The organism is Pandoraea sp. LA3, from assembly GCF_022696215.1.
GTDB classification, from domain to species: domain Bacteria; phylum Pseudomonadota; class Gammaproteobacteria; order Burkholderiales; family Burkholderiaceae; genus Pandoraea; species Pandoraea capi.
In genome coordinates this window covers 177,840-204,556 of sequence record NZ_PTPY01000031.1, presented here as the reverse complement: position 1 = coordinate 204,556, position 26,717 = coordinate 177,840, and the positions used below count along the sequence as shown (strand labels likewise).

At 63.7% G+C, this 26,717-nt stretch carries 25 protein-coding genes; 15 read left to right on the top strand and 10 right to left on the bottom strand.

Annotated elements, in window-relative coordinates:
- Nucleotides 1-138: 138 nt before the first annotated feature.
- The 7 genes from C5N93_RS13035 (at nucleotide 139) to C5N93_RS13005 (ending at nucleotide 5,931) form a co-directional block, all read left to right on the top strand.
- Nucleotides 139-783: an FMN-binding negative transcriptional regulator gene (locus tag C5N93_RS13035; protein ID WP_242559576.1), complete on the top strand. Its 645-nt coding sequence runs from the start codon at nucleotides 139-141 to the stop codon at nucleotides 781-783.
- Nucleotides 784-963: 180 nt separating this feature from the next.
- A complete protein-coding gene (locus C5N93_RS13030; protein ID WP_170836213.1) occupies nucleotides 964-1,122 on the top strand; it encodes a hypothetical protein in 159 nt (52 codons plus the stop codon).
- A gap of 51 nt (nucleotides 1,123-1,173) precedes the next feature.
- On the top strand, nucleotides 1,174-2,097 hold the full coding sequence (locus C5N93_RS13025) for a DNA/RNA non-specific endonuclease (protein ID WP_242559575.1): 924 nt from the start codon (nucleotides 1,174-1,176) through the stop codon (nucleotides 2,095-2,097).
- Between the two features lie 101 nt (nucleotides 2,098-2,198).
- On the top strand, nucleotides 2,199-2,492 hold the full coding sequence (locus C5N93_RS13020; protein ID WP_242559574.1) for a hypothetical protein: 294 nt from the start codon (nucleotides 2,199-2,201) through the stop codon (nucleotides 2,490-2,492).
- A 1,250-nt stretch (nucleotides 2,493-3,742) separates the two neighbouring features.
- Nucleotides 3,743-3,910, top strand: coding sequence for a hypothetical protein (locus C5N93_RS13015; RefSeq protein WP_157112269.1), 168 nt, complete (start codon nucleotides 3,743-3,745; stop codon nucleotides 3,908-3,910).
- Entirely contained in the window at nucleotides 3,895-4,266 is a 372-nt protein-coding gene (locus tag C5N93_RS13010) for a hypothetical protein (protein WP_242559573.1), read from the top strand. The genes C5N93_RS13015 and C5N93_RS13010 overlap by 16 nt, the downstream gene beginning before the upstream one ends.
- 204 nt (nucleotides 4,267-4,470) lie before the next feature.
- Nucleotides 4,471-5,931 carry a M20 family metallopeptidase gene (locus C5N93_RS13005; RefSeq protein ID WP_150721864.1) on the top strand — a complete coding sequence of 487 codons (1,461 nt, stop codon included), beginning with the start codon at nucleotides 4,471-4,473 and terminating at the stop codon, nucleotides 5,929-5,931.
- 165 nt (nucleotides 5,932-6,096) lie between these two features.
- Here C5N93_RS13005 and C5N93_RS13000 read toward each other — a convergent pair whose 3' ends face one another.
- The 6 genes from C5N93_RS13000 to C5N93_RS12975 form a co-directional block, all read right to left on the bottom strand.
- Entirely contained in the window at nucleotides 6,097-7,398 is a 1,302-nt protein-coding gene (locus tag C5N93_RS13000; protein WP_242559572.1) for a hydantoinase/carbamoylase family amidase, read from the bottom strand.
- An 81-nt stretch (nucleotides 7,399-7,479) separates the two neighbouring features.
- On the bottom strand, nucleotides 7,480-8,430 hold the full coding sequence (locus C5N93_RS12995; RefSeq protein WP_242559571.1) for a dihydroorotate dehydrogenase: 951 nt from the start codon (nucleotides 8,428-8,430) through the stop codon (nucleotides 7,480-7,482).
- On the bottom strand, nucleotides 8,423-9,382 hold the full coding sequence (locus C5N93_RS12990; protein ID WP_242559570.1) for a dihydroorotate dehydrogenase electron transfer subunit: 960 nt from the start codon (nucleotides 9,380-9,382) through the stop codon (nucleotides 8,423-8,425). The genes C5N93_RS12995 and C5N93_RS12990 overlap by 8 nt, the downstream gene beginning before the upstream one ends.
- A 93-nt stretch (nucleotides 9,383-9,475) precedes the next feature.
- Nucleotides 9,476-10,744, bottom strand: a complete 1,269-nt coding sequence (locus C5N93_RS12985; protein WP_277990295.1) for an MFS transporter — start codon at nucleotides 10,742-10,744, stop codon at nucleotides 9,476-9,478.
- 103 nt (nucleotides 10,745-10,847) lie between these two features.
- Nucleotides 10,848-11,171, bottom strand: a complete 324-nt coding sequence (locus C5N93_RS12980) for a hypothetical protein (protein ID WP_150721869.1) — start codon at nucleotides 11,169-11,171, stop codon at nucleotides 10,848-10,850.
- Between the two features lie 207 nt (nucleotides 11,172-11,378).
- On the bottom strand, nucleotides 11,379-12,434 hold the full coding sequence (locus C5N93_RS12975) for a porin (RefSeq protein WP_242559569.1): 1,056 nt from the start codon (nucleotides 12,432-12,434) through the stop codon (nucleotides 11,379-11,381).
- A gap of 392 nt (nucleotides 12,435-12,826) precedes the next feature.
- On the opposite strand from C5N93_RS12975, the gene C5N93_RS12970 reads away from it, so the two are divergent.
- From C5N93_RS12970 to C5N93_RS12945, 6 genes are all read left to right on the top strand, one after another.
- Nucleotides 12,827-13,741: a helix-turn-helix transcriptional regulator gene (locus C5N93_RS12970; protein WP_069341895.1), complete on the top strand. Its 915-nt coding sequence runs from the start codon at nucleotides 12,827-12,829 to the stop codon at nucleotides 13,739-13,741.
- Nucleotides 13,742-13,980: 239 nt separating this feature from the next.
- The gene (locus C5N93_RS12965) at nucleotides 13,981-15,597 is read left to right on the top strand and encodes a hypothetical protein (RefSeq protein WP_242559568.1); all 1,617 of its coding nucleotides are present in this window, start codon (nucleotides 13,981-13,983) and stop codon (nucleotides 15,595-15,597) included.
- Between the two features lie 438 nt (nucleotides 15,598-16,035).
- Nucleotides 16,036-16,758, top strand: a complete 723-nt coding sequence (locus tag C5N93_RS12960; protein ID WP_069341781.1) for a gluconate 2-dehydrogenase subunit 3 family protein — start codon at nucleotides 16,036-16,038, stop codon at nucleotides 16,756-16,758.
- 3 nt (nucleotides 16,759-16,761) lie between these two features.
- Complete coding sequence (locus C5N93_RS12955; RefSeq protein ID WP_242559567.1) at nucleotides 16,762-18,537, top strand: GMC family oxidoreductase; 1,776 nt, start codon at nucleotides 16,762-16,764, stop codon at nucleotides 18,535-18,537.
- A 164-nt stretch (nucleotides 18,538-18,701) separates the two neighbouring features.
- Nucleotides 18,702-19,955 carry a cytochrome c gene (locus tag C5N93_RS12950; RefSeq protein WP_242559692.1) on the top strand — a complete coding sequence of 418 codons (1,254 nt, stop codon included), beginning with the start codon at nucleotides 18,702-18,704 and terminating at the stop codon, nucleotides 19,953-19,955.
- Between the two features lie 221 nt (nucleotides 19,956-20,176).
- A complete protein-coding gene (locus C5N93_RS12945; protein ID WP_069341779.1) occupies nucleotides 20,177-20,644 on the top strand; it encodes a hypothetical protein in 468 nt (155 codons plus the stop codon).
- Nucleotides 20,645-20,672: 28 nt separating this feature from the next.
- Here C5N93_RS12945 and C5N93_RS12940 read toward each other — a convergent pair whose 3' ends face one another.
- Nucleotides 20,673-21,974 (bottom strand): MFS transporter, encoded by a 1,302-nt coding sequence (locus tag C5N93_RS12940; protein ID WP_242559566.1) that lies wholly within the window; start codon nucleotides 21,972-21,974, stop codon nucleotides 20,673-20,675.
- Nucleotides 21,975-22,053: 79 nt separating this feature from the next.
- Nucleotides 22,054-22,953 carry a LysR substrate-binding domain-containing protein gene (locus C5N93_RS12935; RefSeq protein WP_150721875.1) on the bottom strand — a complete coding sequence of 300 codons (900 nt, stop codon included), beginning with the start codon at nucleotides 22,951-22,953 and terminating at the stop codon, nucleotides 22,054-22,056.
- Between the two features lie 351 nt (nucleotides 22,954-23,304).
- On the opposite strand from C5N93_RS12935, the gene C5N93_RS12930 reads away from it, so the two are divergent.
- Both C5N93_RS12930 and C5N93_RS12925 read left to right on the top strand, forming a co-directional pair.
- Nucleotides 23,305-23,904 (top strand): LysE family translocator, encoded by a 600-nt coding sequence (locus C5N93_RS12930; RefSeq protein WP_242559565.1) that lies wholly within the window; start codon nucleotides 23,305-23,307, stop codon nucleotides 23,902-23,904.
- Between the two features lie 158 nt (nucleotides 23,905-24,062).
- Nucleotides 24,063-25,076, top strand: coding sequence for a linear amide C-N hydrolase (locus C5N93_RS12925; protein WP_242559691.1), 1,014 nt, complete (start codon nucleotides 24,063-24,065; stop codon nucleotides 25,074-25,076).
- Here C5N93_RS12925 and C5N93_RS12920 read toward each other — a convergent pair.
- Both C5N93_RS12920 and C5N93_RS12915 read right to left on the bottom strand, forming a co-directional pair.
- A complete protein-coding gene (locus tag C5N93_RS12920; RefSeq protein ID WP_242559564.1) occupies nucleotides 25,073-25,783 on the bottom strand; it encodes a semialdehyde dehydrogenase in 711 nt (236 codons plus the stop codon). The two genes, C5N93_RS12925 and C5N93_RS12920, sit on opposite strands and share 4 nt — an antisense overlap.
- Nucleotides 25,784-25,834: 51 nt before the next feature.
- The gene (locus C5N93_RS12915) at nucleotides 25,835-26,680 is read right to left on the bottom strand and encodes an SDR family NAD(P)-dependent oxidoreductase (RefSeq protein WP_242559563.1); all 846 of its coding nucleotides are present in this window, start codon (nucleotides 26,678-26,680) and stop codon (nucleotides 25,835-25,837) included.
- Nucleotides 26,681-26,717: the final 37 nt, after the last annotated feature.

The following is a 26,717-nucleotide window of genomic DNA, read 5'->3' as shown; positions in this document are numbered from 1 at the left end:
CGTCTCATAAATCCTTCGGCGGCGTCGCTCGCCTTCGTGGCATCAAAAAAATTCCATCGATTGGGTCTTTGCGCCGGGCCACGCCCGGACGTACGCTAAGCGTCATTCCCCACCCGCCGCCTTTGACCGGAGTCATCGATGTATCAGCCTGCCGCTTTCACCGAAGATCGTCCCGAAGTCCTGCACGATCTGATTCGCCAGCATCCGCTTGGCCTGCTGGTGAGTGCGGGCGCACAGGGGCTGATCGCCGATTCGATTCCATTCCTGATGTACGTGCAGGAAGGCGAGTTCGGTACGCTGCGCGGACATCTGGCCCGTGCTAATCCGCATGGACCGGCGTTGCGCGACGTCGATGAGTGTCTCGTCGCATTCACCGGGGCGCAGGGTTACATCACGCCGTCGTGGTACGCGGCCAAGGCCGAACATGGCAAGGTCGTGCCGACGTGGAACTATGCCGCCGTGCACGTGTGGGGCACACCGCGCGTGATCGACGACGCGGCCTGGTTGCGGCGTCTCGTCGGTGATCTCACGCAGTCGCAGGAGCAGGGGCGTCTGGCACCGTGGGCTGTGGAGGATGCGCCGGCGGACTACGTAGATAGCATGCTGCGCGCTATCGTCGGTGTGGAGATTCCGATTCGCCGCATCGAAGGCAAGTTCAAGATGTCGCAGAACCGGCCGATGCCCGATCGTGTGGGCGTAGTCAACGGCCTGCGTGCCGAAGGGCCGTCGAGCGAAGCGTTGGCGGCGCTCGTCGCGCAACGCGGTGAGGTGCCCGGCGCGTGATTGCCTGAGCGCGCGTGCAAGCGGGACGGCGCCGTGACGGGCGTCGGTTCGCGCGGGGCGCTTGTCGTCATGCCGGAGCGTCGGAGCGCCGGTAACGAAACGAAACAATTCCGTCTCACGGCGACCGGTTTCGCGCTGCTATCCCCGCATACAATGCGGCAACCTAACTCGGATGCCGCAATGAAAACGCTGCTCCTCATGCTCGCACTGATGCTCTGCCTGCTCTTCCTTGAGCAGGCATGGTTGCCGAGCGCGCAGGCGGATGAGTGCGACAACCTCGGCCCCGCCCAGACGTTGCAGTGCGCTGCCTATGGCGCGGGGAACGTGGTCCCCGAATAGCCGTTCATCCGCTACAATCGCACCCCCTTACGTCTTCCCCTAAGCAGTGCGATGAAGCAGTCTCGATGGACGGTCACCGCAGTGCGCGCAAGCCGCTTGCGCGCGATGGCCGGGCAGTTGGTTATCTCCACCGCAGTCGCTGTCGCGGCCCTTGGCGCCGCGCCGCGTGACGCCCAGGCTGCCGCGAGCGCGTGCGGCAATCACTACTGGTCCGGCACCGCGCCGGACATCACGAACAGCGCCATGACGCGCGCGGCGCGCGAGGTGTGCTTCAGGGCGTTCGGCGTCATGCACTCAGGCGTTACGCGCACGCCGCTCTGGTCGGCCGAGCATCTCACGCGCGCCAACCTGAGCGATGCCCGTCAGATCTCGCGCGTGAACAGTTTCCACGCCGAAGCGCAGCTACCGCCGAGTGAGCGCGCCGAGTTGCGCGATTACGTGCGTTCGGGCTACGACCGGGGGCACATGGCGCCGTCGGCGGACATGCCGGATGCGCAAGCGCAGTCCGAGAGCTTTTCGCTGTCGAACATGGTGCCGCAGAACAGCGAGAACAATCGCTACCTGTGGGCCGGGATCGAGTCGAGCGTACGCAAGCTCGCGCAGGATCGCGGCGAGTTGTTCGTCATTACCGGACCGCTTTTCAAGGGCAAGACGATCACGCAGGTCGGCGATCGTGTGATGGTGCCCACGCAGTTGTTCAAGGTGGTGTACGACCCGAAGCGCAAGCAGGCGGGCGCGTATCTTGTCGCGAATGAAGCCACGGGCGATTATTCGGTCGTGAGCGTGGCTGAACTCGAGACATTGGCCGGGATCGATTTCTTCCCCGGCATGCCCGCGAACGTGAAGCAAACAGCGATGTCGTTGCCCGCACCGAAAGCCGCGGGCGGTGGTAGCAAGCGCAAGCGCGAGCTGGATGTGCCGACGTATCGGGAGGTGCAGACCGTGCTCGACTTCCTGCGTACGATCATTCGCTGAGCGTTACGGTAGCGTCCGGGGCGGGTCGCGCTGGACGTTGCCGGACGACCTGCCGCTCAAGCCTTTTCACGACTGATTTCCCCCCGATTCAGGAGTTTTTCATGTCGACCTCGTCTTCTGCTTCCGCTTCGGCTGCGGCCGGTTTCGCACCGTTCGCCAACGACGCCGATGCCCTAACGCTCGGTGAACTGAACGTCGAAAACCACACCGATCACGTCGCCATCTTCGGCAATATCGAGCTGCGCCGCGACGCCGAAGGGCTGCGCCAGGCGCAGGCGCTCAAGGCAGTTGTCGATGCCATCGTGGCAACGTTGGCGAGCGCGGATCTGCCTGAAAGGGTGCAAACGCCAGCCGGGACGACCGCCAAGCCGGTCAGGAATCCGTTCGAATCCTGACTGACGTGGGCGACATGGGGTGGGGCACACCTCGTGCCCCGGGATTTACCCCGAATCTGTCGCTTATTTAAAGAATCGATGTTGCGCTGCACGAAACCCTTTCCGTGCCGCGCCGATTCCCTCACGCCTGTTTTGACCGCCCGCGTTATCGGGCATGAGTGGCCTGCGACACGCCTCGTGTAATGCCCGTCCGAATTCTGCCAATTCCACGGTTCATGCGGGTTGCGCGACAACTTGTCGCACCTGCGACATTCTGTCGCATTGACACCCTCCGACAAAAATTGCGAATCGCGTCACGGTGACGGTTTTTGCCGTGCCATCTTCACGTCTCGAAAACCATACGAATCGCGTGTTTTGCTTGCGGCGACGCAGCACGGATAGGGGGTTTACCGTGCGCAGACAAAGCGCATACTAGCCCTGCGTCTCGTCGATTCCGATCATGTGAATCGATGACCGGCAAGGCTACGAACACTAAACAACGCGAGGTTTTCTATGCACATCCGTTGGAAAAAAGTGTATTCGAGTGGTTGGGGAACGATTCATCACGATGCGCCCCGTTCCCGTCGCAGCGCGAGTGAGCGCGAGCAACTCTTTCAACGCCTGTTGGCAATCGCGATCGCGTGTAGCGTCGGCGGTTTCGTCCTGTTGTCAGTAGGTGCGGCCTTCCTGGGACGCTAAAGTCACACCTCCTTCCTTTTCGTGCGCGGCACCGCCTCCGGCGGATTGCCGCGCTACGTTGCCTTTAACGATTCCCATGATTCGCTTCTGAGTCATTCCCTTCGGTCGCCCCTGCGGCACGCGCTTTGCAAGCGTCGCGGCACGCCTCGATTTTCGCTTTCAATCGGGCGATTAGAACGGGCGTCCATCCCGTATTTGAAACGTTTTGTTACAGACCTATTCTTCTGCCCTAAATACTGTTCGGGCAAAATTCCCTGAGTCGTTCAAAATTCCACGTTAAAGACAGGCGGTGCTTTACGATAAAGCACACTTTACGCGTCGATATCCATCGTCGATGACGTGGTCTCTCGTGGTTTCTGCGTCGCATTCTACGAGTTCACGCTATTGCAATTCCAGAAGAATAGTGCGATCTTGAGGCGAAAGCGTGGCGTCGGAATTTCAGGAAGATTTCGGGTGTTGAGGGTTACCTGACTTGCCCGGATTTATCCGAATTGTCTTGCGCCTCAAAAGTTTCGATAAAGAAGAAAAGAACAAGCAGTGCGGGCCGGTTTGATTGATTTGTGAGGTGCGCCATGGAAATTCGCTGGGAAAAGCTGTACTCGGGCGGATTGGGTCGTTTCTACGATACTTCGGAATCCAGCCGCCGCCGGGCGCGGCGTGCACAGTTGGCATGGTTTGGCGTGGTCATCTCGATCGGCGTTGCCATCGGCGCCATCGCCATTGCATGGCGCTGGATCTGATGCGCGCGAACGCGAAGCATCACTCGGGGATGGCTGGCTTGCTGGTACTCGTCGCCGTTGCGGCGAGCGGGTCCGTGTACGCGCAGACAGCGTCGATGCCGACCGAACCGCTCGATAATGGCGGTCAGCCATGCGGTGCGATACGTGCGCTTCCCGCGAATGTCACCGACTACCGGTACGAAGTGACGAACCGGTGCGAGCGGCCGGTGACGTTTTACTGGCGCTGCAACGCGGCGGACGCCGAACATTCGGTAGACGTGTCCGGCAAGGGCACGCAGTCGGCAATGTGCGTCAAGGCCAGCGGGGCAGCGGGCGAGATCGTGTTCCGCTTCGGGCCGCCCGGCACCGGTAACTGACAAACCCTATCCCCTCGTTCTTCGACCGACGTCGAGCGCTGTACGGCTGTGCAGCGGCTCGTGCCTTGATACGGCGACACGCTCCCGGCGTCTTGCCGTCCGGTCGCCACAGGCGGTCGGAATGGCTATCATGACGACATATTGGCGCGCGACCTGTCGACGCCATCCAGACATCCCCCGAAGCCTATCCCCCAGGACATTCCCATGACCGATACCGTCACTCCGACTCAGCCGTCGCTCGACACGGCGGCATTGCGTGAATTCGTCGAACGCAAATGGAACGACGAAATCCTGCACGCACTGACCGACTACATTGCCGTGCCCGCCAAAAGCCCGGGCTTCGACGCCGACTGGGCGCGCAACGGATATATCGATCGTGTGGTGCGCGACGCCGCACAGTGGGCCGAGCGCCAACCCGTGAAGGGGCTGAAGCTCGAAGTGATTCGTCTGGAGGGCCGCACGCCGGTGATCTTCTTCGAAGCGCCGGCCACGCGCTCGGGCAGCACCGAGACGATCGTGCTCTATGGCCATCTGGACAAGCAGCCGGAGTTCGACGGCTGGCGCAAGGACCTCGGGCCGTGGACGCCCAAGTTCGAAGACGGCAAGCTCTACGGTCGCGGCGGTGCCGACGACGGCTACGCGATCTATTCAAGCGTGACGGCTCTGGCCGCACTCGACGCGCAGGGCGTGGAGCGTCCGCGCTGCGTGGGACTTATCGAGACATGCGAGGAGTCGGGCAGCTACGACTTGCTGCCGTACGTCGACGCCTTGCGCGAGCGTCTTGGCCGGGTGAGCCTTGTCGTGTGCCTCGACTCGGGCGCGGGCAATTACGACCAGTTGTGGCTGACGACTTCGCTGCGCGGCCTGATCTCCGGCAGCCTCGAAGTGCAGGTGCTCGACGAAGGCATCCATTCGGGCGGTTACGGCGGCATTGCGCCGTCGAGCTTCCGCATCATGCGCCAGTTGTTCGAGCGTCTGGAAGACGCGGGCAGCGGCACCGTACTGCCGAAAGGCTTTCATAGCCCGATTCCGCTGCAACGTCTGAAGGAGGCCGAAGCTACGGCGCACATTCTCGGCGACGACGTCTGGAAGAAGATGCCGTGGGCTTGCGGTCAGGACGGCCTGTCGGTCTTGCCGACGACGACCGACCCGCAGGAAGCGCTGCTCAATTCAACGTGGCGTCCGTCGCTGTCGGTGACGGGCGCGGCCGGGCTGCCGGCGCTGGCCGACGCGGGCAACGTGCTGCGTCCGCGCACGGCGTTCAAGCTGTCGCTGCGTTTGCCGCCGCTCATCGATGCCGCGCAGGCCGTGCAGGAGCTCAAGGCGTTGCTCGAAGTCGATCCGCCGTACAACGCCAAGGTGACGTTCAAGTCCGATGCCGGCGCAGCTTCGGGCTGGAATGCGCCGGACGTCGCGCCGTGGTTGACTTCCGCGCTAAACACCGCGTCGCAACGTCACTACGGGGCGGATGTGGCCTACATCGGGCAGGGCGGCACCATTCCGCTGATGAACACCCTGCAAGCGGGTTTCCCGTCGGCGCAGTTCATGGTGTGCGGCGTGCTCGGCCCGAAGTCGAACGCGCACGGGCCGAACGAGTTCCTGCATGTGCCGTATGCGAAGAAGCTCACGGCCGCCGTGGCGGAAGTCATCGCGCTGGCGCCGTAAGTCACTGCGCGCGAAGGTCAGACGGCCTGTACACCGCGCGCACGCAAGTCAAAGCGAAGTCGACGCGAAGTCGATGTGAAGTCGATGTGAAGCGGGCCGCATAAGTGCGGCCCGTTTTGCGTTTGTGCGTTTTGCGTTCGATGCCGGGAGATGGATCGTCAGCGATCAAAGTCGGTGTGTCGCGGCCTCCATGACCTGCACGCCGCGCATGAAGTCGTCGAGGTCCATGTGCTCTGCGGGGTTGTGCGAGCCGTTTGCATTACGCACGAACACCATGCCGCTCGGAATCCCTGCGTTGGCGAAGATCGCGGCGTCGTGTCCCGCGCCGCTCGGCACGCGTTCCTGCGGCAGATCGAACGAACGGCACACGTCTTCGAGTACGGACGACACATGCTTGTCCATGATCGCGGGCGCTGACGACAACCGCCGGTCGAAGACGAATTTCACGCCGCGATCACGCTCGATGGCGCGACACTCGGTGCGCATCAGTTCGTAGAAGACGTCGAGCGTGTCGGGGCTCTGGCTGCGGACTTCGAGGCTGAAATCGACCTTGCCGGGAATGCGCGAAATGGCGTGCTCGGCGGGATCGGTGCCGACGATGCCGGTCGTCACGACCATGTCGATGCCACGCTCGAGCAGCGCACGCCAGTGTTCGTCCAGACGCGTGATGAGATCGGCCACCGCGAACATGGCGTCGTGACGCAGCCAGCGCGGCACCGCACCCGAGTGTCCGGCTTCGCCGACACACGACACGCGATTGTGACGCACGTTGCCGCGAATGCCGGGCACGATCGCCACGGGCATCTTGCGCGCGATCATCACCGGTCCCTGCTCGATGTGAAGCTCGAGCCATGTTCTGGCGCGCGACGCATCGAAGAGCGTCTCGCCTGCGCGAATCGCGTCGACGTCGGCGCCGGCCTGCGCCATGCAGTCGCCGAGCGAGCGGCCGTGCGTGCGATGCGGCATGGCCAGATCGGCATCCGTGAGCTTGCCGAACAGCGCGCTCGACCCCATGTACGCGCGACCGAACCATGCGCTTTCTTCGCCGCGCAGCGCCAGCACGCGCACCGGCGTGGCGGTATGACGTCCGCTACGCTGCTGTTCGACGAGGCACAGCAGACCGGCGACGATGCCCGCCAGGCCGTCGTAGTTGCCGCCTTGCGGGACGGAGTCGAGATGCGAGCCGATCCATGTGGCAGGGGCGTCGCCGGTATCTTCTGGCAGCGTGAAGATCAGGTTGGCGGCGCGGTCGCGGGTGACGGCAAGGCCGTGGTGTCCCGCCCATTCCGTGAGATAGGCCGCCGCCGCGTTTTCGCCATCACCGTAGCTGTCGCGGGTGATACCGACGCCATCGCTGCCGAGGCGACGCAGGTCACTAAAGAGTTGCCCGGCCAGCGCGGCCAGTGCGTCCGGTTCCAGCGCCGGTTCCGCATTCGGGGCGGCGTTCAGATCCGCGTTCAGTTCCATGAGTGTGCTTCTTTTCGCGTGATGCCGTGCGAGGGTTGCAGGTAGTGCTTTGCCATGACGTTCGGATAATCGCGTAACGTCTCAGCCCGACTGTTGTGCGAAGCGCAGCCAGCGGTCAGTCAACTGGGCGTCGAGGGCGACACCGCCGGTGAGCGACGCGAGCTTCTCTACGCCGTGGGTGTCGCAGTACGCGGCGAGGCCGTCGACGATATGTCCCATGACGGCGGGGTCACGGAACGACGCCGTGCCGACCTGTACCGCGCTTGCGCCTGCAAGCATGAATTCGATCGCATCGTCCGCCGTCTCGATACCGCCGCAGCCGATGATCGGAATGCGCACCGCGCGATGACATTGATGCACGAGTCGCACGGCCAGCGGTTTGATCGCGGGACCCGAGAGGCCGCCCATCACATTGCCGAGTTTCGGCTTGCGCGTGCGTACGTCGATCGCCATGCCGAGCACCGTATTGCCCATGACGATGGCGTCGGCGCCGGCGTCTTCCGCCGCACGCGCGATCAGCGCGATCTGCCCGGCGTTGGGCGTGAGCTTCACCCACAAGGGGTGCGACGTGCGACGCCGGATCGCGCTGACCGCCTTGTACGTGCTTTCTGCCTGCATTGCGAAGGCCATGCCGTCCGCTTCGAGATTGGGGCAGGAGATGTTCGCCTCGATCGCGGCGACTTCCGGCAGCGAGAGTGTCTCGCAGGCTTCGGCGAACGATTCCGCCGTGTCGGCCGAGACGGACACGACGACTGGCGTGTCGAAGCGGGTGTAGGCGGGCAGCACGTCGCGGCGATAGGCGTCGAGCCCCTTGCTCGGAATGCCGATGGAGTTGAGCATGCCGCTGGCCGTTTCGGCCACGCGTGGCGTCGGATTGCCGGCGCGCGAGTTGGGGGACACGCTCTTGATGACGAGCGCACCGAGCCGGTTCAGATCGAGCGCTTCGGCGTATTCGACGGCGAAGCAGCCCGACGCGGGCATCACGGGATTGCGCAGCGTCAGCGAACCGATGCGAACGGAAAGATCAGCCAAAGTCCACCTCACCAACGACATCACGAATCGGGAAAACCGGGCCTTCACGGCACACGCGCAGGAATTGCTTGTCGCCGTCGCAATCGAACAGGCGCACGCACGACAGGCATACGCCCATGCCGCACGCCATGCGTTGCTCCATCGCGACTTCGGCGGTCATGCCGGGATGCGCTTCGATCACACGCTGGAGCAGCATCAGCAGACGATGCGAGCCGCAGGTGTAGACGGCGTCGTGCGGCGTAGCGGCGAGCAGCGCGCGCACGCGCGGCGCCAGGGCGTCGACGGACGACGAGCCATCGCTGTCGAACACGCAGTGCACATCAGCCAGGGAGCGGGCTTCGGGCGAGCGCAGGAATTCATCGCGCATCAGATCCGCCTCGCTGCGCGCGGACATCACGACCGTCAACTGCAATCCGGCGGCTGCGGCGCGTTGCACCAGCGGTGCCATCGTCGCGAGACCCACACCGCGTGCGACGAACATCACGCGCTTCCAGTCGGTATTCAGCGTAAAGGTATTGCCGAGCGGGCCGACGATATCGAGCGTGGCACCTTCGGCAAGCGTGGCGAGCGCACGGGTGCCGACGCCAGTCACGTTGTAGAGAAACTCGATGGTGTCCGGCTCGGGACCGACACCGTAGACGCTCATCGGGCGCAGCAGGAACGGCGCTTCGTTGTCCGTCACCGGGCACTTCAACTGATAGAACTGTCCGGGGCGCGTGGTGAGCGCGACGTCGGCGTCGGCCTGCAAACGCAGGTAGCGATAGCGCGCGTTCACCGCGTGGTGACTGAGCACCCGGCAGCGATGCGTGGCGACGCTGGGCGTATCGACTGCGCCGCATGTCCTCGCATCGGTGCGGCACGTGTCATGGCTGTCCTGCCGGTGACACGTGTCCGAGTGCACCGGCGTCATCGTGCGGGTGGCATGGGGGGACGTCAGAGAAACGACTGACATGGAGTCTCCGAATAGTGGGGGAAGGCGCGCAACGGCGTGGACGTGGCGAAGGCGTTGTGCCTGCCGTCGTCGTTCCGGTCGCGGCCCTGGTGGTTATTCGAGTTCCGCGCCCTTGAGCTCGGGGATCAGGAAGCGCGTGGCGATCATGTCGAGCACATACAGGCTGGCGAGCAGTGCGATGGCGATCTGGAACGAGTAGCGCGCGGCGAGGGCGCCCACGACGAGCGGTCCGAGCCCGCCGATGGCGCGTCCGATGTTCCACAGCACGTTCTGCGCGGTCGCACGGGCGGCGGTGGGATACGCCTCGGACATGAGCGTGCCGTAGCCGCCGACCATGCCGTTCACGAACATCCCCATGAAGGCGCCTGCGAAAAGCATCACGGTCGGGTCGGTCAGTTGCGAGTAGAGAATCACCATGACAACTGCACCTGCCTGATACAGCAGGAACGTGGGACGTCGGCCGATGCGGTCGGCCAACTGACCGAAGGCCCAGACGCCGAACATCATGCCGAGCACGGTCACGGCGGTCCAAAGCCCGGACTTCGTGAGCGAGAAGCCGAGCTTCTGCGAAAGGAACGTCGGCAGCCAGATCATGATCCCGTAGTAGCCGAAGTTCTGCACCGAACACAGAATGACGATGCCCAGACTCACACGGGTGGTGCGGGCGTCTTTCACCAGCAGACGGAAGGCGTTGGCGCTGCCGTGCGACGGTGTCTTGCCGGTGCGGCGCACGAACACTTCCGGTTCGTGCAGCTTGTTACGCAGCACCCAGGCGACGAGCGCGGGCAGCACGCCGACGACGAACATGCCGCGCCAGCCGATGTACGAGAGCAGTAGCGGCGTGAGCAGGGCAGCGGCGAGCACGCCGGTCTGCCAGCCGAGGGCGACGTACGACGAGACGCGGGCGCGCTTGGACGCCGGCCACGCCTCTGCTGCGAGCGCCATGCCGATGCCGAATTCGCCACCGAGACCGATGCCCGCAATCGTGCGATAGACCAGCAGGTCCCAGAAGCCCTGCGCCAGCGCGCACAGTCCCGTGAAGACGGCGAACAGCAGAATCGTCCATGTCAGCATGCGCACGCGGCCATAGCGATCGGAGAGCGCACCGAACAGAATGCCGCCGACCACAGCGCCAATCAGCGTCCACGTCACCAGCGCACCGGCCTGACCTGCCGTGAGGTGCAGACCGATCGTGATGGCCGGCAGCATGAAGCCGAGAATCAGCAGATCGAAGCCATCCATCGCATAGCCGATGGCCGAGCCCGCGAGCGCTTTCCATGCATATGGCGTGACGGTGTCGTCCGCGCCTTTGAGCGAGGCGCCTGCGGGGCGCGCGCTCGACGTGTTCAGGTTGGCTTCCATGATCGGTTCCCGTGGGAGACGTCTGCCTGCGATGGAATTCGCACGACGGCAAACGTCAAATTGTCTATATTTTTAGACGATCAAGTGAAAAAAACGCGTGACGTCACGCGTAGACTTCGGTCGTCGACTGCGCGGCGAAGTGATTGAGTGTGGCGAGAAAGCTGGCGTCGGATTCGGCGGCGGCGTCGCGCAACATCGTCGCGTACGTTTTCGTGCGTGCAAGAAAGGCGTGGAAGGTGTCGCCGCTGATGGCCATCCCCGACTGACGCTCGGCAAAGGTCTGGGCCGCCTGGGCGAGCAACAGCAAGGCTGCGGATTCACGTGTGGCGGTGCGCGAGGCATTCAGACAGCGCGCGGCAAAATCCTCGATGTCGGACAGACCAACGGTATCGCGCTGTAACCAGGCGCATGCGAGTTGCAGATCCATCGTGTGCTCCATCTGTCTAAATATTTAGACTAACTGAACCCGAAAGCGTGGGCAAGGTGAAAATAATCGGGGCTAACCCTGATGTCGGAAGGCCGCGACGGCCATGAGATGCGGCGTAAAGACGGATGCCCGTCGCGGGCAGGCGCGGAGGTGTCTGGCAAAGCACACCCGCCGCGATGCCGGGTAATGAGCGGATGTCGGGCGCGTTCAGAAACGCACGCGCATGCCCGCGCCGTACGTCTGGCCGGTCGACATATCGCTCATGTGGTCGTACTTGTATGCGACGTAGACGTCCGTACGCTTGGACAGCGGATAGTCGTAGCCGAGGGCCCAGGTCGTGCGGCGTTGGTTGTCACCCGAGCCGTTCGAGCCGGTGTAGGCCACCGAGGCGAGCACGCTGCCGAGGCCGACCGGCACGGAGGCGCCGAGCTGCCCCGTGTTCGCGTGGAAGTTGCCGCTGGCCGCCTGACTGGCCACGAGCATGTACTGCGCGAAGAGCTTCACGAACGTCAGATCGTACGAGAGACCCAGTTGCACCGTGTTCTGGTTCGTCAGACCGGTCACGCCGGGGAGCTGCGCGCCGAAGTCGCCGGGCGTCGCGCTGAAGTTCACGTACTGGTAGTTGATGGCCGCCGCAAACGGACCGTTGGCATACGTGAGGGCCGCGGCCCACTTCTTCGCGCTGTGGTCCTGCGCGCTATTGCCCGTGGCGTAGAGCAACGTGCCCGCGAGACCGGCGTAGGTCGGCGTGGTGTACGCCGCCGCGTTGTTCCAGGCCGAATCGCCCACCACGCCTTGCGTCCCCAGACCCTTGTAGGTGTGGAAGATCATGGGCGAGAAGGTGTACGAGTTGTTGAACGGGTTGAACTGAATCGTCGCGAGGTACATCGGCGTGGTGATGCGCCCCAGACGGAAGGTGCCCAAGGTGGTGTTCGACAGGCCGACGTAGGCGTTGCGCGAGAAGAAGCTGTCGCCTGCGAAGCGGCCGTAGGTGCCGTTGTTCGGCTGGAAGTAGCTCTCCAGCACGAACAGGGCGCTGTTGCCGCCACCGAGATCTTCCGTGCCCGACAGGCCCCAGTACGATGTGGTCATGCCGCCGCCTTGCTGGACCGCAGCGGCATTGCCGCCGGGGTTCTTCACCGAACCGACGTAAGCGTCTGCCAAACCGTAGAAGTTCACGCTCGATTGCGCATGCGCGGTACCCGTGAGTGCGGCCGCTCCCAATGCGGCGGCGCCAGCCACCTTGTGCCAGGTTTTCATCATTCCCTCTTTGTTTGTATAAATTTCTGGACGGCGCGCAGCCTATCACCGCCTGCGCGTTGGGTCATCCCCCTCGGCGCCATGAGGCCGTTTGCGAGTGGCGGCATTCTCATGCGGCGGGGGAGCCGTGTCTGGAATCGTGCGGATATCTAAAAAATTAGACAACCGGAAAAATATTCGACCGCCCGAAGTGTGGTGCGCATCGCACGGTGAGGGAGGGGAATTTCGGCGAGTGTTGACGCGCGACGCGACGCCGTTCAGACGGGGCGCGCGACCGGTATAATCCCGGCACTGCAACGTGGACCGAGGCTGTCCACGACGCCCTGCGACGTTCAGCGACGATCGTCGGCTTGCGCAGAGACGCGGTATCCAAGAGGTTTTCGACAGGGGGCGATTTGACTCGAGCTGCAACGACATCCCGGGCGCCGCGAGGCGCGCGTTTCAATTTCCGAGCCATTGGCGAGCGCCTGCGCGCCTATCGTCTGGCCGCGGAGTTACGCAGTGAGGATGTCGCGGAGCAACTCGATATCTCGCGCGCCGCCATCTATAAGCTGGAGCGCGGCGAGATCGTCAAGATCGACACGCTGGAGCGTCTGGCGGCGCTGCTGGGGGTGTCGCTGGCCAACCTGCTCGGCGTGGAAGTGGAGTATCACGACTCGGCAGTGAGCTACTTCGAGCGCATGCGCCAGTTGGAGAGTCGTTCCGAGCGCATCGTTGCGCACTTCGATCCCATCTCGTTCCTGCTGACGTCCGACGATTACGACGTCTGGCTGCGTCACATGCTGGCGGAAAGTATTCCGCCGACGCTCGCCGACCGGCATTGGGAAAACACGATCAATCGCGTGCTCGGCATCTTGCAGGATCGCAAGTCGAGCTTTTCGCGTCAGCGTCTGGCGGTCACGAGCCTGATCGGACTGCGGCAGATCGAGCAGTTCCTGCATCACGGACTGGTCGGTCGGCTGGGCCTGCCGCCGGGTGTGCAGCTCGAGCGGAAGATGGCCGCGCGACGCGAAGTGGCGCGCATCGTCGAGTTTCTCGAAGCGGACACTTCCGGCGTGCAGATCGGGATCGTCAGCGACAACATGCCCAACGAGACGTTTCAGATCTTCGAAGCGCAAGGCGAGGCGTATGTGGCTGTCTCGCCGTTCCGTCTGGGCGAGTTGCCGAATCTGCGAACCGGCATCGCGACCATCACCACCTCGCCCGACGGCGTGGGCATGTATCGCGCCATGATCGACCGCCTGTGGGCCGATTCGGCCAAGGGCAAAGAGGGCGCCGCCCTGCTCGGTCAGTTGCTCGCCCGCTTCTGACGAGCTTCTGAGGGCGGGCTGCGACGGCGCATCGCGCCACGTGTCGCACAGGCATCAGTTCGAGCATCGCATCCGGCATCGCATCCGGCATCGCATCCAGCGGTGCCGTCACCCGCGTAGCCGCACTACCTGAGTCGGTGCCACAAAACGAAGGCATCCCCCACAATCGAAATCCGCCCACCGCAATCCTGACTAGTCTCCGTGCCCGAAGGCCATCCGGCCTTGCTCATAGGAGATGAATGATGGGAACACTGTTCGGGTCAATATCGGGCGCGGCGTCGGCGCCAGTCCTCACCGGCGGCAAGTTGCTGCCCTGCGAGTGCGGTTCGAGCTTCGGATCGGACTTCGAGCGGTTGGGCGCCGTGCCGGTGACGACAACGACGGAAGCTTCCGGCAAGCCGTGGCAATCGTACCCGGAGCGCCGGCGCACCCTGCAGGATGCCGACGGTCTGTCGTTCGGGCACTGGCAGGCGTGTCGCGACGCCGAGCGACTCATCGCCGACGATCTGATCGGACGGCCGCTGGTTCCCAATGCCGTGAGTGAGCGTGTCGAGCGCTGGCACAGCATGTTTCAGCGCGGGATCGAGCGCGACGTCTCGTTCGAAGACGGACGCACCGAAGCCATGCGGCAGGTGCGCTACGGTGTGCCGCCCGAGCCCCGGCCGTTCATACGCACCTTCGACCCGGAGCCGGTGATCGTGCAACTGCTCGAGATTGCGCATGTGAACGACGAGATCGACCGTATGACAGCGATCGTCGACCGGGTGCCCAAGGGGCCCGCGAAATCGATGGCGCAGCACAGTCTTCACGACATGAAGAAGATGCGCGACACGATGCTCGTGCTCTCGACGACGCAGCACGATCGAACGTTCAACGAACTCAAGGCCGAGCGCAATGTGCTGATTGCGCTCAACGACATGGCGCGCGAGGCCCAGCGCGAAATGTCGAACGGCGGGGCTGACGTACCCCTTCGGCTCAAGGTGCTTGGCAGCAGACTGATCCTCAAGCCGGCGACGTCGAAATCCCGATTCCAGAAGAACCACATCCGTGCACGCAACGATGCCGCGCGACTGGCGTTGTTGCTCGGCTATCCCGCAGGCCAGCCGGTGACGTTGTCCGACATCCGCGACCGTGGCTTCGGCCTTTACGAATATTCGACGGTGCTGCACAGCGCGAAGACGGCATCGCCGGAATGCACCATGTCTTGGCTCGGCATGCGGGCGCTGGAGATCGACAACTGGAAGCACGTGGCTCGCGGTTTGCAGGACGACCTCCGCGAAACGGACGGCGGTCGCCTGCTCGGCGCGCCGGTCACGCCATCCCACGCGGTGCACGACGACAGTCGTCTCGATGCGATCGATGGGGCGCCGCAGTTGTCCGGCGTAGACGAGATCGATGCGGTGCCGATGCGCACGATGCCGAAGGAGGCGGGGGCGCTCGGTGCGCAAGCGGCGGCAGCGACAGCCGTGTCGTCGGCGCAGTGCGCATCGCATGGACGGGCGCCGACATCACGCAGAGGCCAGTTCGCGGATCAGTTCATCGGTACGCAGGCGGGCAGAGCGGGACGCCTGAGCGCGATCCTCGAAGGCTCCCCCTCGGCGGAGCGTCTGGCGCAGACGGAACCGTCACGCGGGCCGCGAGAGTCGCGAGGGTCGGTACCGGCGGCGGTGTCACGTGGGCGATCGGTGCCGTTGCCGGTGGCGACGTCGGCAACGAACGCACGTGCGCAAGTGGTCGAGACACCCGAAGCGATGGCGTTGAGAACCGGGGCACGACCGAAGACGCACCGGCGGGTTGCATCGCCTTCGGAGACGCCGCCGCCGTTGCCCCTGACCCCGCCGCCTGATGCAACCTGACGCCATCTGACGCAACCTGGCGCAACGTATCTACCTCGGTCATCCGATGCTTCGACCGGTTCGTCAGTCGAAACATGCCGCCACTAGTCTCATGGCGGCTTTTTGTTTTTGGTACACCCCGCACTTCGCTTGCGCAGGACGCCGACGCGTTGCGTCGTCGGCGAAACCTGCGCGATGCGCGCTCGATTTTGTCACGCGAAACCCTGCGCGCACGCGTAATAGTAAATATTTTAATTATCTGCAAGCCTTTTTAATCAATAAGTTGCGCGATTGGCGCGTCGACTGCCGTTTCTTTGCCATGTAGGTAACTTGTCAGTAGAATGGCCGCGTTGTTAATACCGCTATGCGAGGTGAATAGCCAGTCTGGTTTTTTTCACGCATGGTGTGCTGTCGCTTGACTGTCATGCGTGATTCGTCCCCCACAAAACGGAGAACTCCATGTCACAGGACAAGGAACCGCGCCGGCGCTTTCTGCGCCAGGTGCTGGCGATCGTGCCTGCCACGACTCTCGCCACCGGTGCGACGCTTACCCAGTCCGCCTGTAGCAGCGAAACTGCTGCCCCCGCCGCCGCCTCCGGCAAATCGTACGAACCCAAATACTTCACGGCCGACGAATGGCGTTTCGTGAACGCTGCCGTCGACCGTCTGATTCCCGCCGATGACCTTGGCCCCGGCGCACTGCAAGCCGACGTGCCGCAGTTCATCGATCGTCAGATGGAAACGCCGTTCGGCCACGGCAAGCTCTGGTACATGCAGGGTCCGTTCCACACCGATCAGCCGCCCGAGATGGGCTATCAACTGAGTCTCGTGCCGCGCGACATCTATCGTCATGGCATTGCAGCGTGCGACGCCCACTGCAAGAAGCAGTACAACAAGGCGTTTGCCGATCTCGATCACGCCACGCAGGAAGCCGTGCTCGGCGACCTGGAGCACGCGAAGATCGAGTTCGACAGCGTGCCTGCGCGCACCTTCTTCTCCTACCTGCTGGCCAACACGAAGGAAGGCTTCCTCTCCGATCCGATTCATGGCGGCAACAAGGACATGGTCGGCTGGAAACTCGTCGGCTTCCCCGGCGCGCGTGCCGACTTCATGGACTGGGTGGATCAGCCCAATGTCAAATATCCCTACGGGCCCGTGTCGATTTCCGGAAAGCGGGGCTAAGTCATGGCAATCAAGAAAGATAAGGTCGACGCCGTCATCGTGGGTTTCGGCTGGACCGGGGCGATTCTCGGCCAGGAACTGACGGACGCAGGACTGAATGTCGTGGCGCTCGAGCGCGGCGCCATGCGCGACACTCCCACCGATGCGCAGTACCCCAAGGTCATCGACGAACTGGAATACTCGGTGCGCGGCAAGCTCTTTCAGGAGCTGGCGCGCGAGACGGTGACGATTCGTCATACGCCGGATGACCTCGCCGTGCCGTATCGTCAGAACGGCTCGTTCCTGCTCGGCAACGGTGTGGGCGGCGCGGGCTTTCACTGGAACGGCATGCATTACCGGATCCTGCCCGAAGAGCTGAAGCTGCGTAGTCATTACGAAGAGCGCTACGGCAAGAAATTCATCCCCGAAGGCATGACGATTCAGGACTTCGGCGTGAGCTACGAAGAACTGGAACCGCACTTCGACTTCGCGGAGAAAGTGTTCGGCACGTCGGGTAAAGCGGGCAACCTTAACGGCAAGATCGTGCCGGGCGGCAACCCGCGCGAAGGGGCCCGCTCCAGCGAGTTTCCGACGCCGCCGTTGCAGAACACCTACGGCGCACAACTCTTCGAGAAGGCGGCCCGCGAGGTCGGCTTCAATCCGTATCCGGCGCCGGCGGCAAACACGTCCGAGCCGTACACCAATCCGTATGGCGTGCGCCTCGGGCCGTGCAACTTCTGCGGCTTCTGCGAGAACTACGGTTGCTACATGTATTCGAAGGCGTCGCCGCAGACCACCATCCTGCCGGTGCTGCTCAAGAAGCCGAATTTCGAATTGCGCACGCATTCGTACGTCGTCAAGGTCAATCTCGACAACGACGGCAAGAAGGCCACTGGCGTGACGTACATCGACGCGCAGGGTCGCGAAGTCGAGCAACCCGCCGATCTCGTCATCATGGCGGCTTACCAGATGCACAACGTGCGTCTGCTGCTGCTCTCCGGCATCGGCAAGCCGTACGATCCGAAGACGGGCGAGGGCGTTGTCGGCAAGAACTACGCGTATCAGATGAACGGTGCCGTGAACGTGCTGCTGCCCAAGGGCACGCAACTCAATCCGTTCGTCGGCACCGGCGCCGGCGGCGTGTCGATGGACGATCTGAACGGCGACCAGTTCGATCACGGGCCGCTGGGCTTCGTGGGGGGCGCGAGCATTCGTCACATTCGCTATGGCGGACGTCCGATCAAGATGACGCCGACCGTGCCGGGCACGCCAGCCTGGGGCAGCAAATGGAAGGCGGGCATTGCCGACGCGTATCAGCGCTACATGACCATCGGCATCTCCGGTTCGGTCATGTCGTATCGCGACGCGTGTCTCGATCTCGATCCGACCTACAAGGATGCCTACGGCGTGCCGTTGCTGCGCATGACCTTCGACTGGCATGACAACGAGTACAACATGCTCGGTTACATGGGCGACCGGATGGAAGAAGTCGGCCGTGCGATGAACCCGGAGAAAGTGTTCCGCGCCATCCGCAAGAAGGGGACGCATTACGACACGCGGATCTATCAGAGCACGCATACGACGGGCGGCGCCATCATGGGCACGAATCCGTCGAACAGCGTGGTCAACAGGTATCTGCAAAGCTGGGACGTCTCGAACGTGTTCGTGATGGGCGCTTCGGCGTTCCCGCAGAACATGGGTTACAACCCCACGGGCGTGGTGGCGGCGCTGGCGTACTGGTCCGCGAAGGCAATTCGCGAGCAGTACCTCAAGAACGCCGGCCCGCTGGTGCAAGCCTGAGGAGCGCCATCATGATCCGAAAAACGATGATGAAGCGCTCGGTCGGTGTGTTGGCCGCCAGCACCCTCGCACTCGCGGCGGTTGCCGTGTGGGCGCAGAACGCGACCGTGCCCTCGGGCGCCGCCGTCTCGCCGGTGCCGACGCCTGCCGTTCCCGCCGTAACGATGGACGCTGGTACGCAGCCCCAGACACCGGCGGCGAACGACCCGCAGGCGCAGCTCGTCCGTCAGGGAGAGTATCTGGCGCGTGCGGCCGACTGCGCCGCCTGTCACACGGCGCCGAAGGGCAAGCCATTCGCGGGTGGCCTGCCGATCGCGTCGCCCATCGGCACGATCTATTCGACGAACATCACGCCGGACAAGGACACCGGCATTGGCAGCTACAGCCTCGAAGACTTCGACCGCGCCGTGCGGCACGGCATTGCCAAGAGTGGCTCGACGTTGTACCCGGCCATGCCGTACACCTCGTACGCGAAAGTGCGTCCGGCCGATGTGAAGGCGCTCTATGCGTACTTCATGAACGGTGTGCAGCCGGTCGCACAGGCGAACAAGGCGACGGATATCCCGTGGCCGATGTCGATGCGCTGGCCGTTGTCGTTCTGGCGCAAGATGTTCGCACCGGCGGTCGCCGCCGATGCCGCATCGACAGACAACGATCCGATCGCGCGGGGCCGCTATCTCGTCGAAGGGCTCGGCCATTGCAGTGCATGCCACACGCCGCGTGGTTTCGCGTTGCAGGAGAAAGCGTTGACCGATGACAGCACGGCATTCCTGTCGGGCGGCGTGGTCGACAACTTCCTCGCGAAGAACCTGCGCGGCGATGTCACCGACGGGCTGGGCAACTGGAGCGAAGGCGACATTACGGCGTTCCTCAAGGGCGGACGTAACGACCACTCGGCGGCCTTCGGCGGTATGTCGGATGTGGTGCAGCACAGCACGCAGCACATGAACGACGACGACCTGACGGCGGTCGCGAAGTACCTGAAGACGCTCAAGCCGGTCGACCCGAACGCCAAGGCGCTTGCCTACGACGACACTGTCGCCCGCGCGCTGCGTGCGGGTTCCGACAAGAGTAACGGGGCGCTGACGTTCCTCGACAACTGTGCGGCGTGTCACCGCAGCACAGGCAAGGGGTACACGCAGACATTCCCGACGCTGGCGCTCAGCTCGACGGTGAATTCGGTCGATCCGACGTCGCTCATCCATATCGTGCTGCGCGGGGCCGAAATGCCCTGGACGAAGTCGGCGCCGACGCATTACGCCATGCCGGGCTTCGACGATCGTCTGACCGATCAGGATGTGGCGGATGTGCTGACGTTCGTGCGTTCTAGCTGGGGTAACAAGGCGCCCGCCGTGACGGCTGCGCAAGTCGCCAAAGTCCGCAAGGACGTCGGCGCCGCGCCGCAGCCGCAACGATGATCGCGCCACGCGTGTGGTGTCTCGTGTCGCATCTCGTGTCGTATCTCTCGCCGTGAGACGCACGACAGGTGCGACAGACGCACCAGGCGGGATGTCCGGCTGACGCTCGCCGGCACGGACGCCGCGCTTGTGATGAAATGAAGCTCCGCCGGTCACATCGACTGGCGGAGCTTTTTCTATGCTTTTTCGTTGCCGATCGTTTTCGATGTAAGGAGGCCACAGTGCCGTTCATTCTTCTGGCGCTCGTCGTACTGGCGGGCATCGTCTACGGCGCAGTGCGTCTGTACGCTGCCGTGGCGTTGCAGTTCGGCACGCTGGCGGCCGTCGCGACGATTGTCGTATGCGTGCTGATCGTGGTGTGGCTGGTTGTCGATGCCGTACGCCGTTATCGCGCGGTGCATGGCGTGCGACGTGACGGCAAGCGGCTGGTGAGTGTCTCGGGCGCTTGGGGTGAACTCACGCTCGACGCCGACCGCAAGATGGGCACGTTGCGTGTCGACGGTCGCGAGACACGCTTCGTGTTCTCGGATGTGACGTCCGCGCATCCCGTGAGTGAGGGCGGCCAGTGGTCCCTCACGCTCGACCTCGCGCACAATGCGCAGCCGAGCTGGCGCGTGCCCATGTCCGGCCGCGCGCTCGCACAACGCTGGACGAAAATCTTCCGGCTCGCGAGCGCGCATCGCCTGTGACATCGTCTGCGATGTCGCTCGGGCTCGCTCAGGCACCTGCGGGCATCGGTTGGCGCAGCGGCGGCACGATGCTTTCGTCGTCGATCGGGAAGTGAAGTGCTGCGGCGACTGCACCGAGAATCGCGGTCGCGGCCCACAGCAGGTTGTACGAACCGGTGACGTCGAGCACGAAGCCGCCGAGCCACGCCCCCAGGAACGAGCCGACCTGATGGCTCATGAAGCACACGCCGAAGAGCGTGCCCAGATGCCGCGTGCCGAAGACCTTCGCAACCAGTCCGCTCGTGAGCGGTACTGTCCCCAGCCACGTCAGTCCCATCACCGAGGCGAAGATCACGACGCTCGTGTCGGTCTTCGGCAGCAGGAAAAAGATGGCGATGGCCGCACCGCGAATCAGATACAGCCAGCCGAGCACATGATGCTGGCGATAGCGTCCGCCCAGCCAGCCGCAGGCCCAACTGCCCAGCATGTTGAACAACCCGATCAGCGCAAGCGCGGTCGCGCCGAGCCCGATAGGCATGTGGCACATCAACAGATAGCCGGGCAAGTGGGTGGCGATGAAGGCAAGCTGAAAGCCGCACGTGAAGAAGCCCAGCGTCAGGAGTTGATAGCCGCGATGGGTGCACGCCTGATGGAGGACGTTGCGTAGCGAGACGTGCTCGGCCTGGGCCTCGTCGGGCGACGTCGCCGGTGTGGGCGTGACACCTGACGGCGTCCCGGCGGTTGCGGTCTTGCTGCGGCGTTGCATCGTCATGAACAGGCCGAGCGGCGCGGCGCAGCACAGGACCAGCGCGAGTACGAAAAGCGATGTGGACACGCCATACGTCTGGCGCAGCCCTTGCGCGACGGGCACTAGCGCCACCTGTCCGAGCGAGCCGCCCGCGCTCACGAGACCCATGGCCATCGTGCGTCTTTCGGGCGTGACGGCGCGGCTCACGGCGGGCAGTACGACACCGAACGTCGTGCAACTGATCCCCAACCCGACCAGCACCCCCAGCCCGATCACGAGCCAGACGCCGGACGGCGCCAGTGCGGCCATCGCCAGCCCGCCGGCGAAGGCGAGCGCACCGGCTGCGACGACGGGCGCCGGCCCGTAACGGTCAGCCATGGCCCCAGCGAACGGCTGTGCGAAGCCCCACACGAGGTTATGCAATGCGATGGCGAATGCCACGAGCGTGACAGGCACGCCGCGATCGTACGAGAAGGGATTGATGAACAGGCCGAACGTCTGTCGGGTGCCCATTGCGGCGCTGAGTACCAGCGCGCCGGCGAGAATGATCAGGGTGACGCGGCCCTGTAACGAGGGTGATGCTGAAATCGGGGTTTGCGACATGGTGATGAGTCCTCCTCACCGTAGTCTCGCAATGAAATCCCCGTCTGGCAAAGGAGTTGTGTGTGGCATCGAGTGAATTTTATTCACCTTGATGGGTGCCCGCCTGGTCGATGACCCAGTCGCGGAACGCCACGCATTCGGGGTGCGGTTCGATGTCCGGCGCGCAAATCAGCCAGTAGGCGCCTTGTGATTGCGTGGTGATGCCGTGTGCGGGCACGAGTACGCCGTTGGCCAGGTATTCGTCGACCAGCGGACGGCGCCCGATCACGACGCCGAGGCCCATCATGGCGGCCTCGAAGGCCATCTGAATGCTGTCGAAGGTCAGGCCGCCGCGCGTGTCGAAATCGTCGATCCCCGCGCTTTCGACCCAGACCTGCCAGTCCTCGCTGGCGCTGCCCACGTGGATGCGTGTGGCCGTGCGCAGGTCGATATTGCCGTCTTCGTCCGCATGCATTGCGTGGTAAGCGGGGCTGCACACCGGCACGAACCGTTCGCCGAAGAGTCGATGCCACGTGTCGCTGGCCACGGGGGCGCGCGACAGGCGGATGGCGAAGTCGAAGCCGTCGGTGGGAAAGCCGACCTGGCGGCGCGACGTGTCGACCGTGATGTCGACGCCGGGCATGCGCCGCATGAACATGTCCAGACGCGGCAGCAGCCAGCGCGAGGCGAGCGTCGGTGCGCACGTGATGGCAATGGCGCGCGAAGCGTCCGGCGTGGGCAGGCGACGGGTGCCGGTGAGCAGCAGCGAGAACGCTTCGGTGACGTACGCGAGGTAGTCCACGCCCTCGGGCGTGAGCGTGAGCCCTTGCGGTGAGCGCACGAAGAGCGCGACGCCCAGCGTTTGCTCCAGCCCGACGATGCCGTGGCTAACGGCGCTTGGCGTGAGATGGAGTTCGGCAGCGGCGCGTTTGAAACTCTGGTGGCGTCCTGCGGCCTCGAACAGGCGCAGGGCAGACAGCGGTGGCAGACGAGGCGGCATCGGGTGAGTGTCGAGCGTTCGTTGGGCGTCCGTTCGGGCAGTGTCGATGGAGTCGGGGGATGGCGTCGAAGCGTCACGTCGACGGCTTGCGTCGATTCTCGCATGACCGTGACCGCTTGTGGACAGCGCGATCCCCCGGGATGCAGGGGGGCTGTGTGTCGACGGGGCGGCAGCAACTGTCATGGGCGGCGTCCGGTACAGGCCCACAGGGATTCGGCGAACTGTACCGGGTGCGCGGCGATACACGTGCCTATGCTGTGGCTCCGCGTGCTTTTCCGTGGGCCGCTTCGCGCGTTGCCTTGTGCGTATGCCGATGGCCGTGCCGACGGTACCTGTTTCAGACCGACGATCATGACGACCGAACAACTGCTGGCCTTCTGCGCCTTTGCTGTCATTACCCTGGTGACCCCGGGGCCGAACAACATGATGATCCTCACGTCAGGACTCAACTACGGCTTTGTCCGTACGTTGCCGCATCTGGCGGGGATCGCCTTCGGTTTTGCCTTGATGGTGTTTCTGACGGGCGCGGGCCTGCACACGGTGTTCGTACGCTTTCCGGTCATCCATACGTTATTGAAGTATGTCGGCGCGGCTTATCTGCTCTGGCTGGCGTGGCATCTGGCCCGCTTGGGGCCGATGGACGGTGAGCGCCGGGGACGTGAGCGTCCGATGGGATTTGTGGGCGCGGCCGCGTTTCAGTGGGTCAATCCGAAAGCGTGGGTGATGGCGGTAGGGGCGATCAGCACCTATCTGCCCAACGCGTCGCACTTGCCGGACGTCGCGCTGCTCGCGGTGATCTACGGCATGCTCGGCGCCCCTTGTATCGGCCTGTGGGCCGGCTTTGGCGTTGCGATGCGACGCGTGCTGACCGATGCGCGCTCGGTACGCATCTTCAACGGCGTGGCGGCGGCGCTGCTCGTGGCGTCGCTCTATCCGATTTTGGTGGAGTGACACGTCGGGCGGGCGGACTGGCGCATTCCCATCGTTATACTGACGGTTCTTGCGAATCCTTCCCCCTAACGTGAGGTATCGCCATGCCTGCCAAGCTCGCCGGGGCATTGCCCCGTCTGGTCGCCGCTGTCGCTTCTGCCGCGCTCGTTCTCTCCCCGATGTCCACGCTTGCCTGCACCCGGGTCGTCTATCTGGGGGCGAACGATGACGTCATCACTGCCCGGTCGATGGACTGGAAGCTCGACGTTGCGACCAATCTCTACGTATTGCCGCGCGGCATTGCGCGCACCGGTGAAGCCGGTCCGAACTCCATTCGCTGGACGGCAAAGTACGGCAGCGTGGTGGCCACGGGCTACGACGTATCGACGACCGATGGCGTCAATGAGAAGGGGCTGTCGGCACAGTTGCTGTGGCTCGTCGAGTCGCAATATCCGAAGTTCGACAAGGATTCGAAGCCCGGGCTGACGATCGCGGCATGGGCGCAGTACGTGCTCGATAACTTTGCGACGGTGGACGAAGCCGTGACGGCGCTGGCGAAGGAACCGTTCACGGTCGTGACGGACAACGTGCCGGGCGAGGATCGGCTCACCACGCTGCATCTGTCCATGTCGGACAAAACGGGTGACAGCGCGATCATCGAGTACATCAACGGCCGGCAAGTGATTCATCACGGCAAGCAGTATCAGGTGATGACGAATTCACCGATCTTCGACGAGCAGCTTGCGCTCAATACGTACTGGAAGCAGATCGGCGGCACGACGTTCCTGCCGGGGACGAACCGCGCTTCCGATCGCTTTGCGCGTGCGTCGTTCTACATCAACGCGATTCCCAAGAGCGAGGATCCGGTACAGGCTTTGGCGAGCGTATTCAGTGTGATTCGCAATGCTTCGGTGCCTTACGGCATCACCACCCCGGATGAGCCCAATATCTCGTCGACCCGTTGGCGCACGGTGGTCGACCACAAACGCATGCTCTATTTCTTCGAGTCGGCCCTGACGCCCAATACGTTCTGGGTGGACCTCAAGAAGGTGGACTTCGCCGCCGGTGCGCCCGTCAGGCGGCTCGATCTCGGCAAGGATCAGCGCAACACGTTCAATGGCGAAGTGTCCGCCGATTTCAAGGTCGCGCCGCCGTTCCCATTCCTCGGTTTGAAGACGGGGAAGGCGACCTAAACGGTGTTTGCCCCGGTCGCTGCGTTCGTCGCGTTCGCTCTGCCGAGCCGATGGATGTCGGTCGGCGTGAGAATCGCGTGCGGGGCGCCGTGTCGGACCACGCCCAGCATCGCATCGCCGATGATGCGGGTCGTGAGCACGCTCGACGGCGATATCCAGCGCGCCAGCAGCAACAGCGGTTTGAGTACGACGTACAGCCGTCGGTAAAGGGCCGTGCGTGATTCCACGCCATCTTCCGTCAGGATCGCGCCGGGACGGAAGATGGCCACCCGCTTGAACGGCAACCGCTGCAACGCATTCTCGGTCTCGCCGCGCACGCGTGCCCACATGCTGCGGCCCTGTTCGCTGCTGTCGGCGCCGGCGCCCGATACGTACACCATCGTCATGTTGGGGCTTGTCTGAAGCAGCGCCTTCGCGACGACGAGTGTGAGGTCGTACGTCACGGCACGATAGGCCAGTTCGGTCATGCCGAAGGAGGAGACCCCGGCACAGAAGAAGCAGGCGTCGACGTCGCGGAACGCCGGATCGTCTGCCTTGAATGCCGCGAGATCCGGCAAGGTGACGACCTGGATACGCGGATCACGGTAACCCGCAGGCAGCGGACGTCGCCCGACCACCAGAACTTCGGTGACGTCGCGGGCGGCCAGGCAGGCGCGCAACACGCCTTGACCGACCATGCCGGTCGCGCCGATCAGTACGATGCGCATGATTTCACTCCCTTGCTCATATCGAGATGCGTGGTGGTGGACGAGCCGGTCTTATTGTGGATGAAAACCGACGCGGCCTTCGAGGGTCACCGAGGCGGCGAGGTCCTTCTGGGCTTTCAAGGCATCGAGACTACGCGCGTAGGTGCCTTCCAGGACCGCGTAGGCGTCGGCGCCAAGCACGGTGCGCAGCGGCGGTTCGGCCATCTGACTGACGCCGTAGATGACGTCCGCCATCTTGACCGGATCGCCGGAGGCGACTTCGTCCCCGTGTGTTTTGACGAGGGTGCGCAAGTTGGCGACAGCACCCGTGCGGTAGTCGTCGATTTCCGTCGTCCATTGGATGTTTGCGAGGAAGTTCGTGCGGATCGAGCCGGGCTCGATGAGGATCGTCTTGATGCCGAACTCGGCCGTCTCCTGACTCACGGCTTCGGCAAATCCTTCCAGGCCGAATTTGGCCGCGTGGTAAAGCGCGCCGCAGGGGAAGGTGGCGCGTCCGCCGACGCTCGTGATGTGAATGAAGGTGCCGTGACGACGTGCGCGCATGGTGCCGAGAAAGGCACGCGTAACGTGGATCGGGCCGAGCAGGTTGAGCGCGATTTGCTGCTCGATCTGCGCTTCGGTCATTTCCTCCATGGCGCCGATGACGGCACCGCCAGCGTTGTTCACGACGATATCGACGTCTGGATGCCGGGCAGCGACGGCTTGCACTCGGGCGACGTCGGTCATGTCGATCGATTCGACCTGAAGCTGCTCGGGCCAGGCTTGTTGCAGTGCTTGCAGGGCATCGACGCGACGCACGGCCGCGATCACACGATGGCCTTCGGCCAGTACTTTTTCTGCGAGCGCCAAACCCAGACCGCCTGACGCACCAGTGATGAACCACATTTGCTTCGACATCACGTCACCTCTTAATAAAATGAATGAGTACTCACGC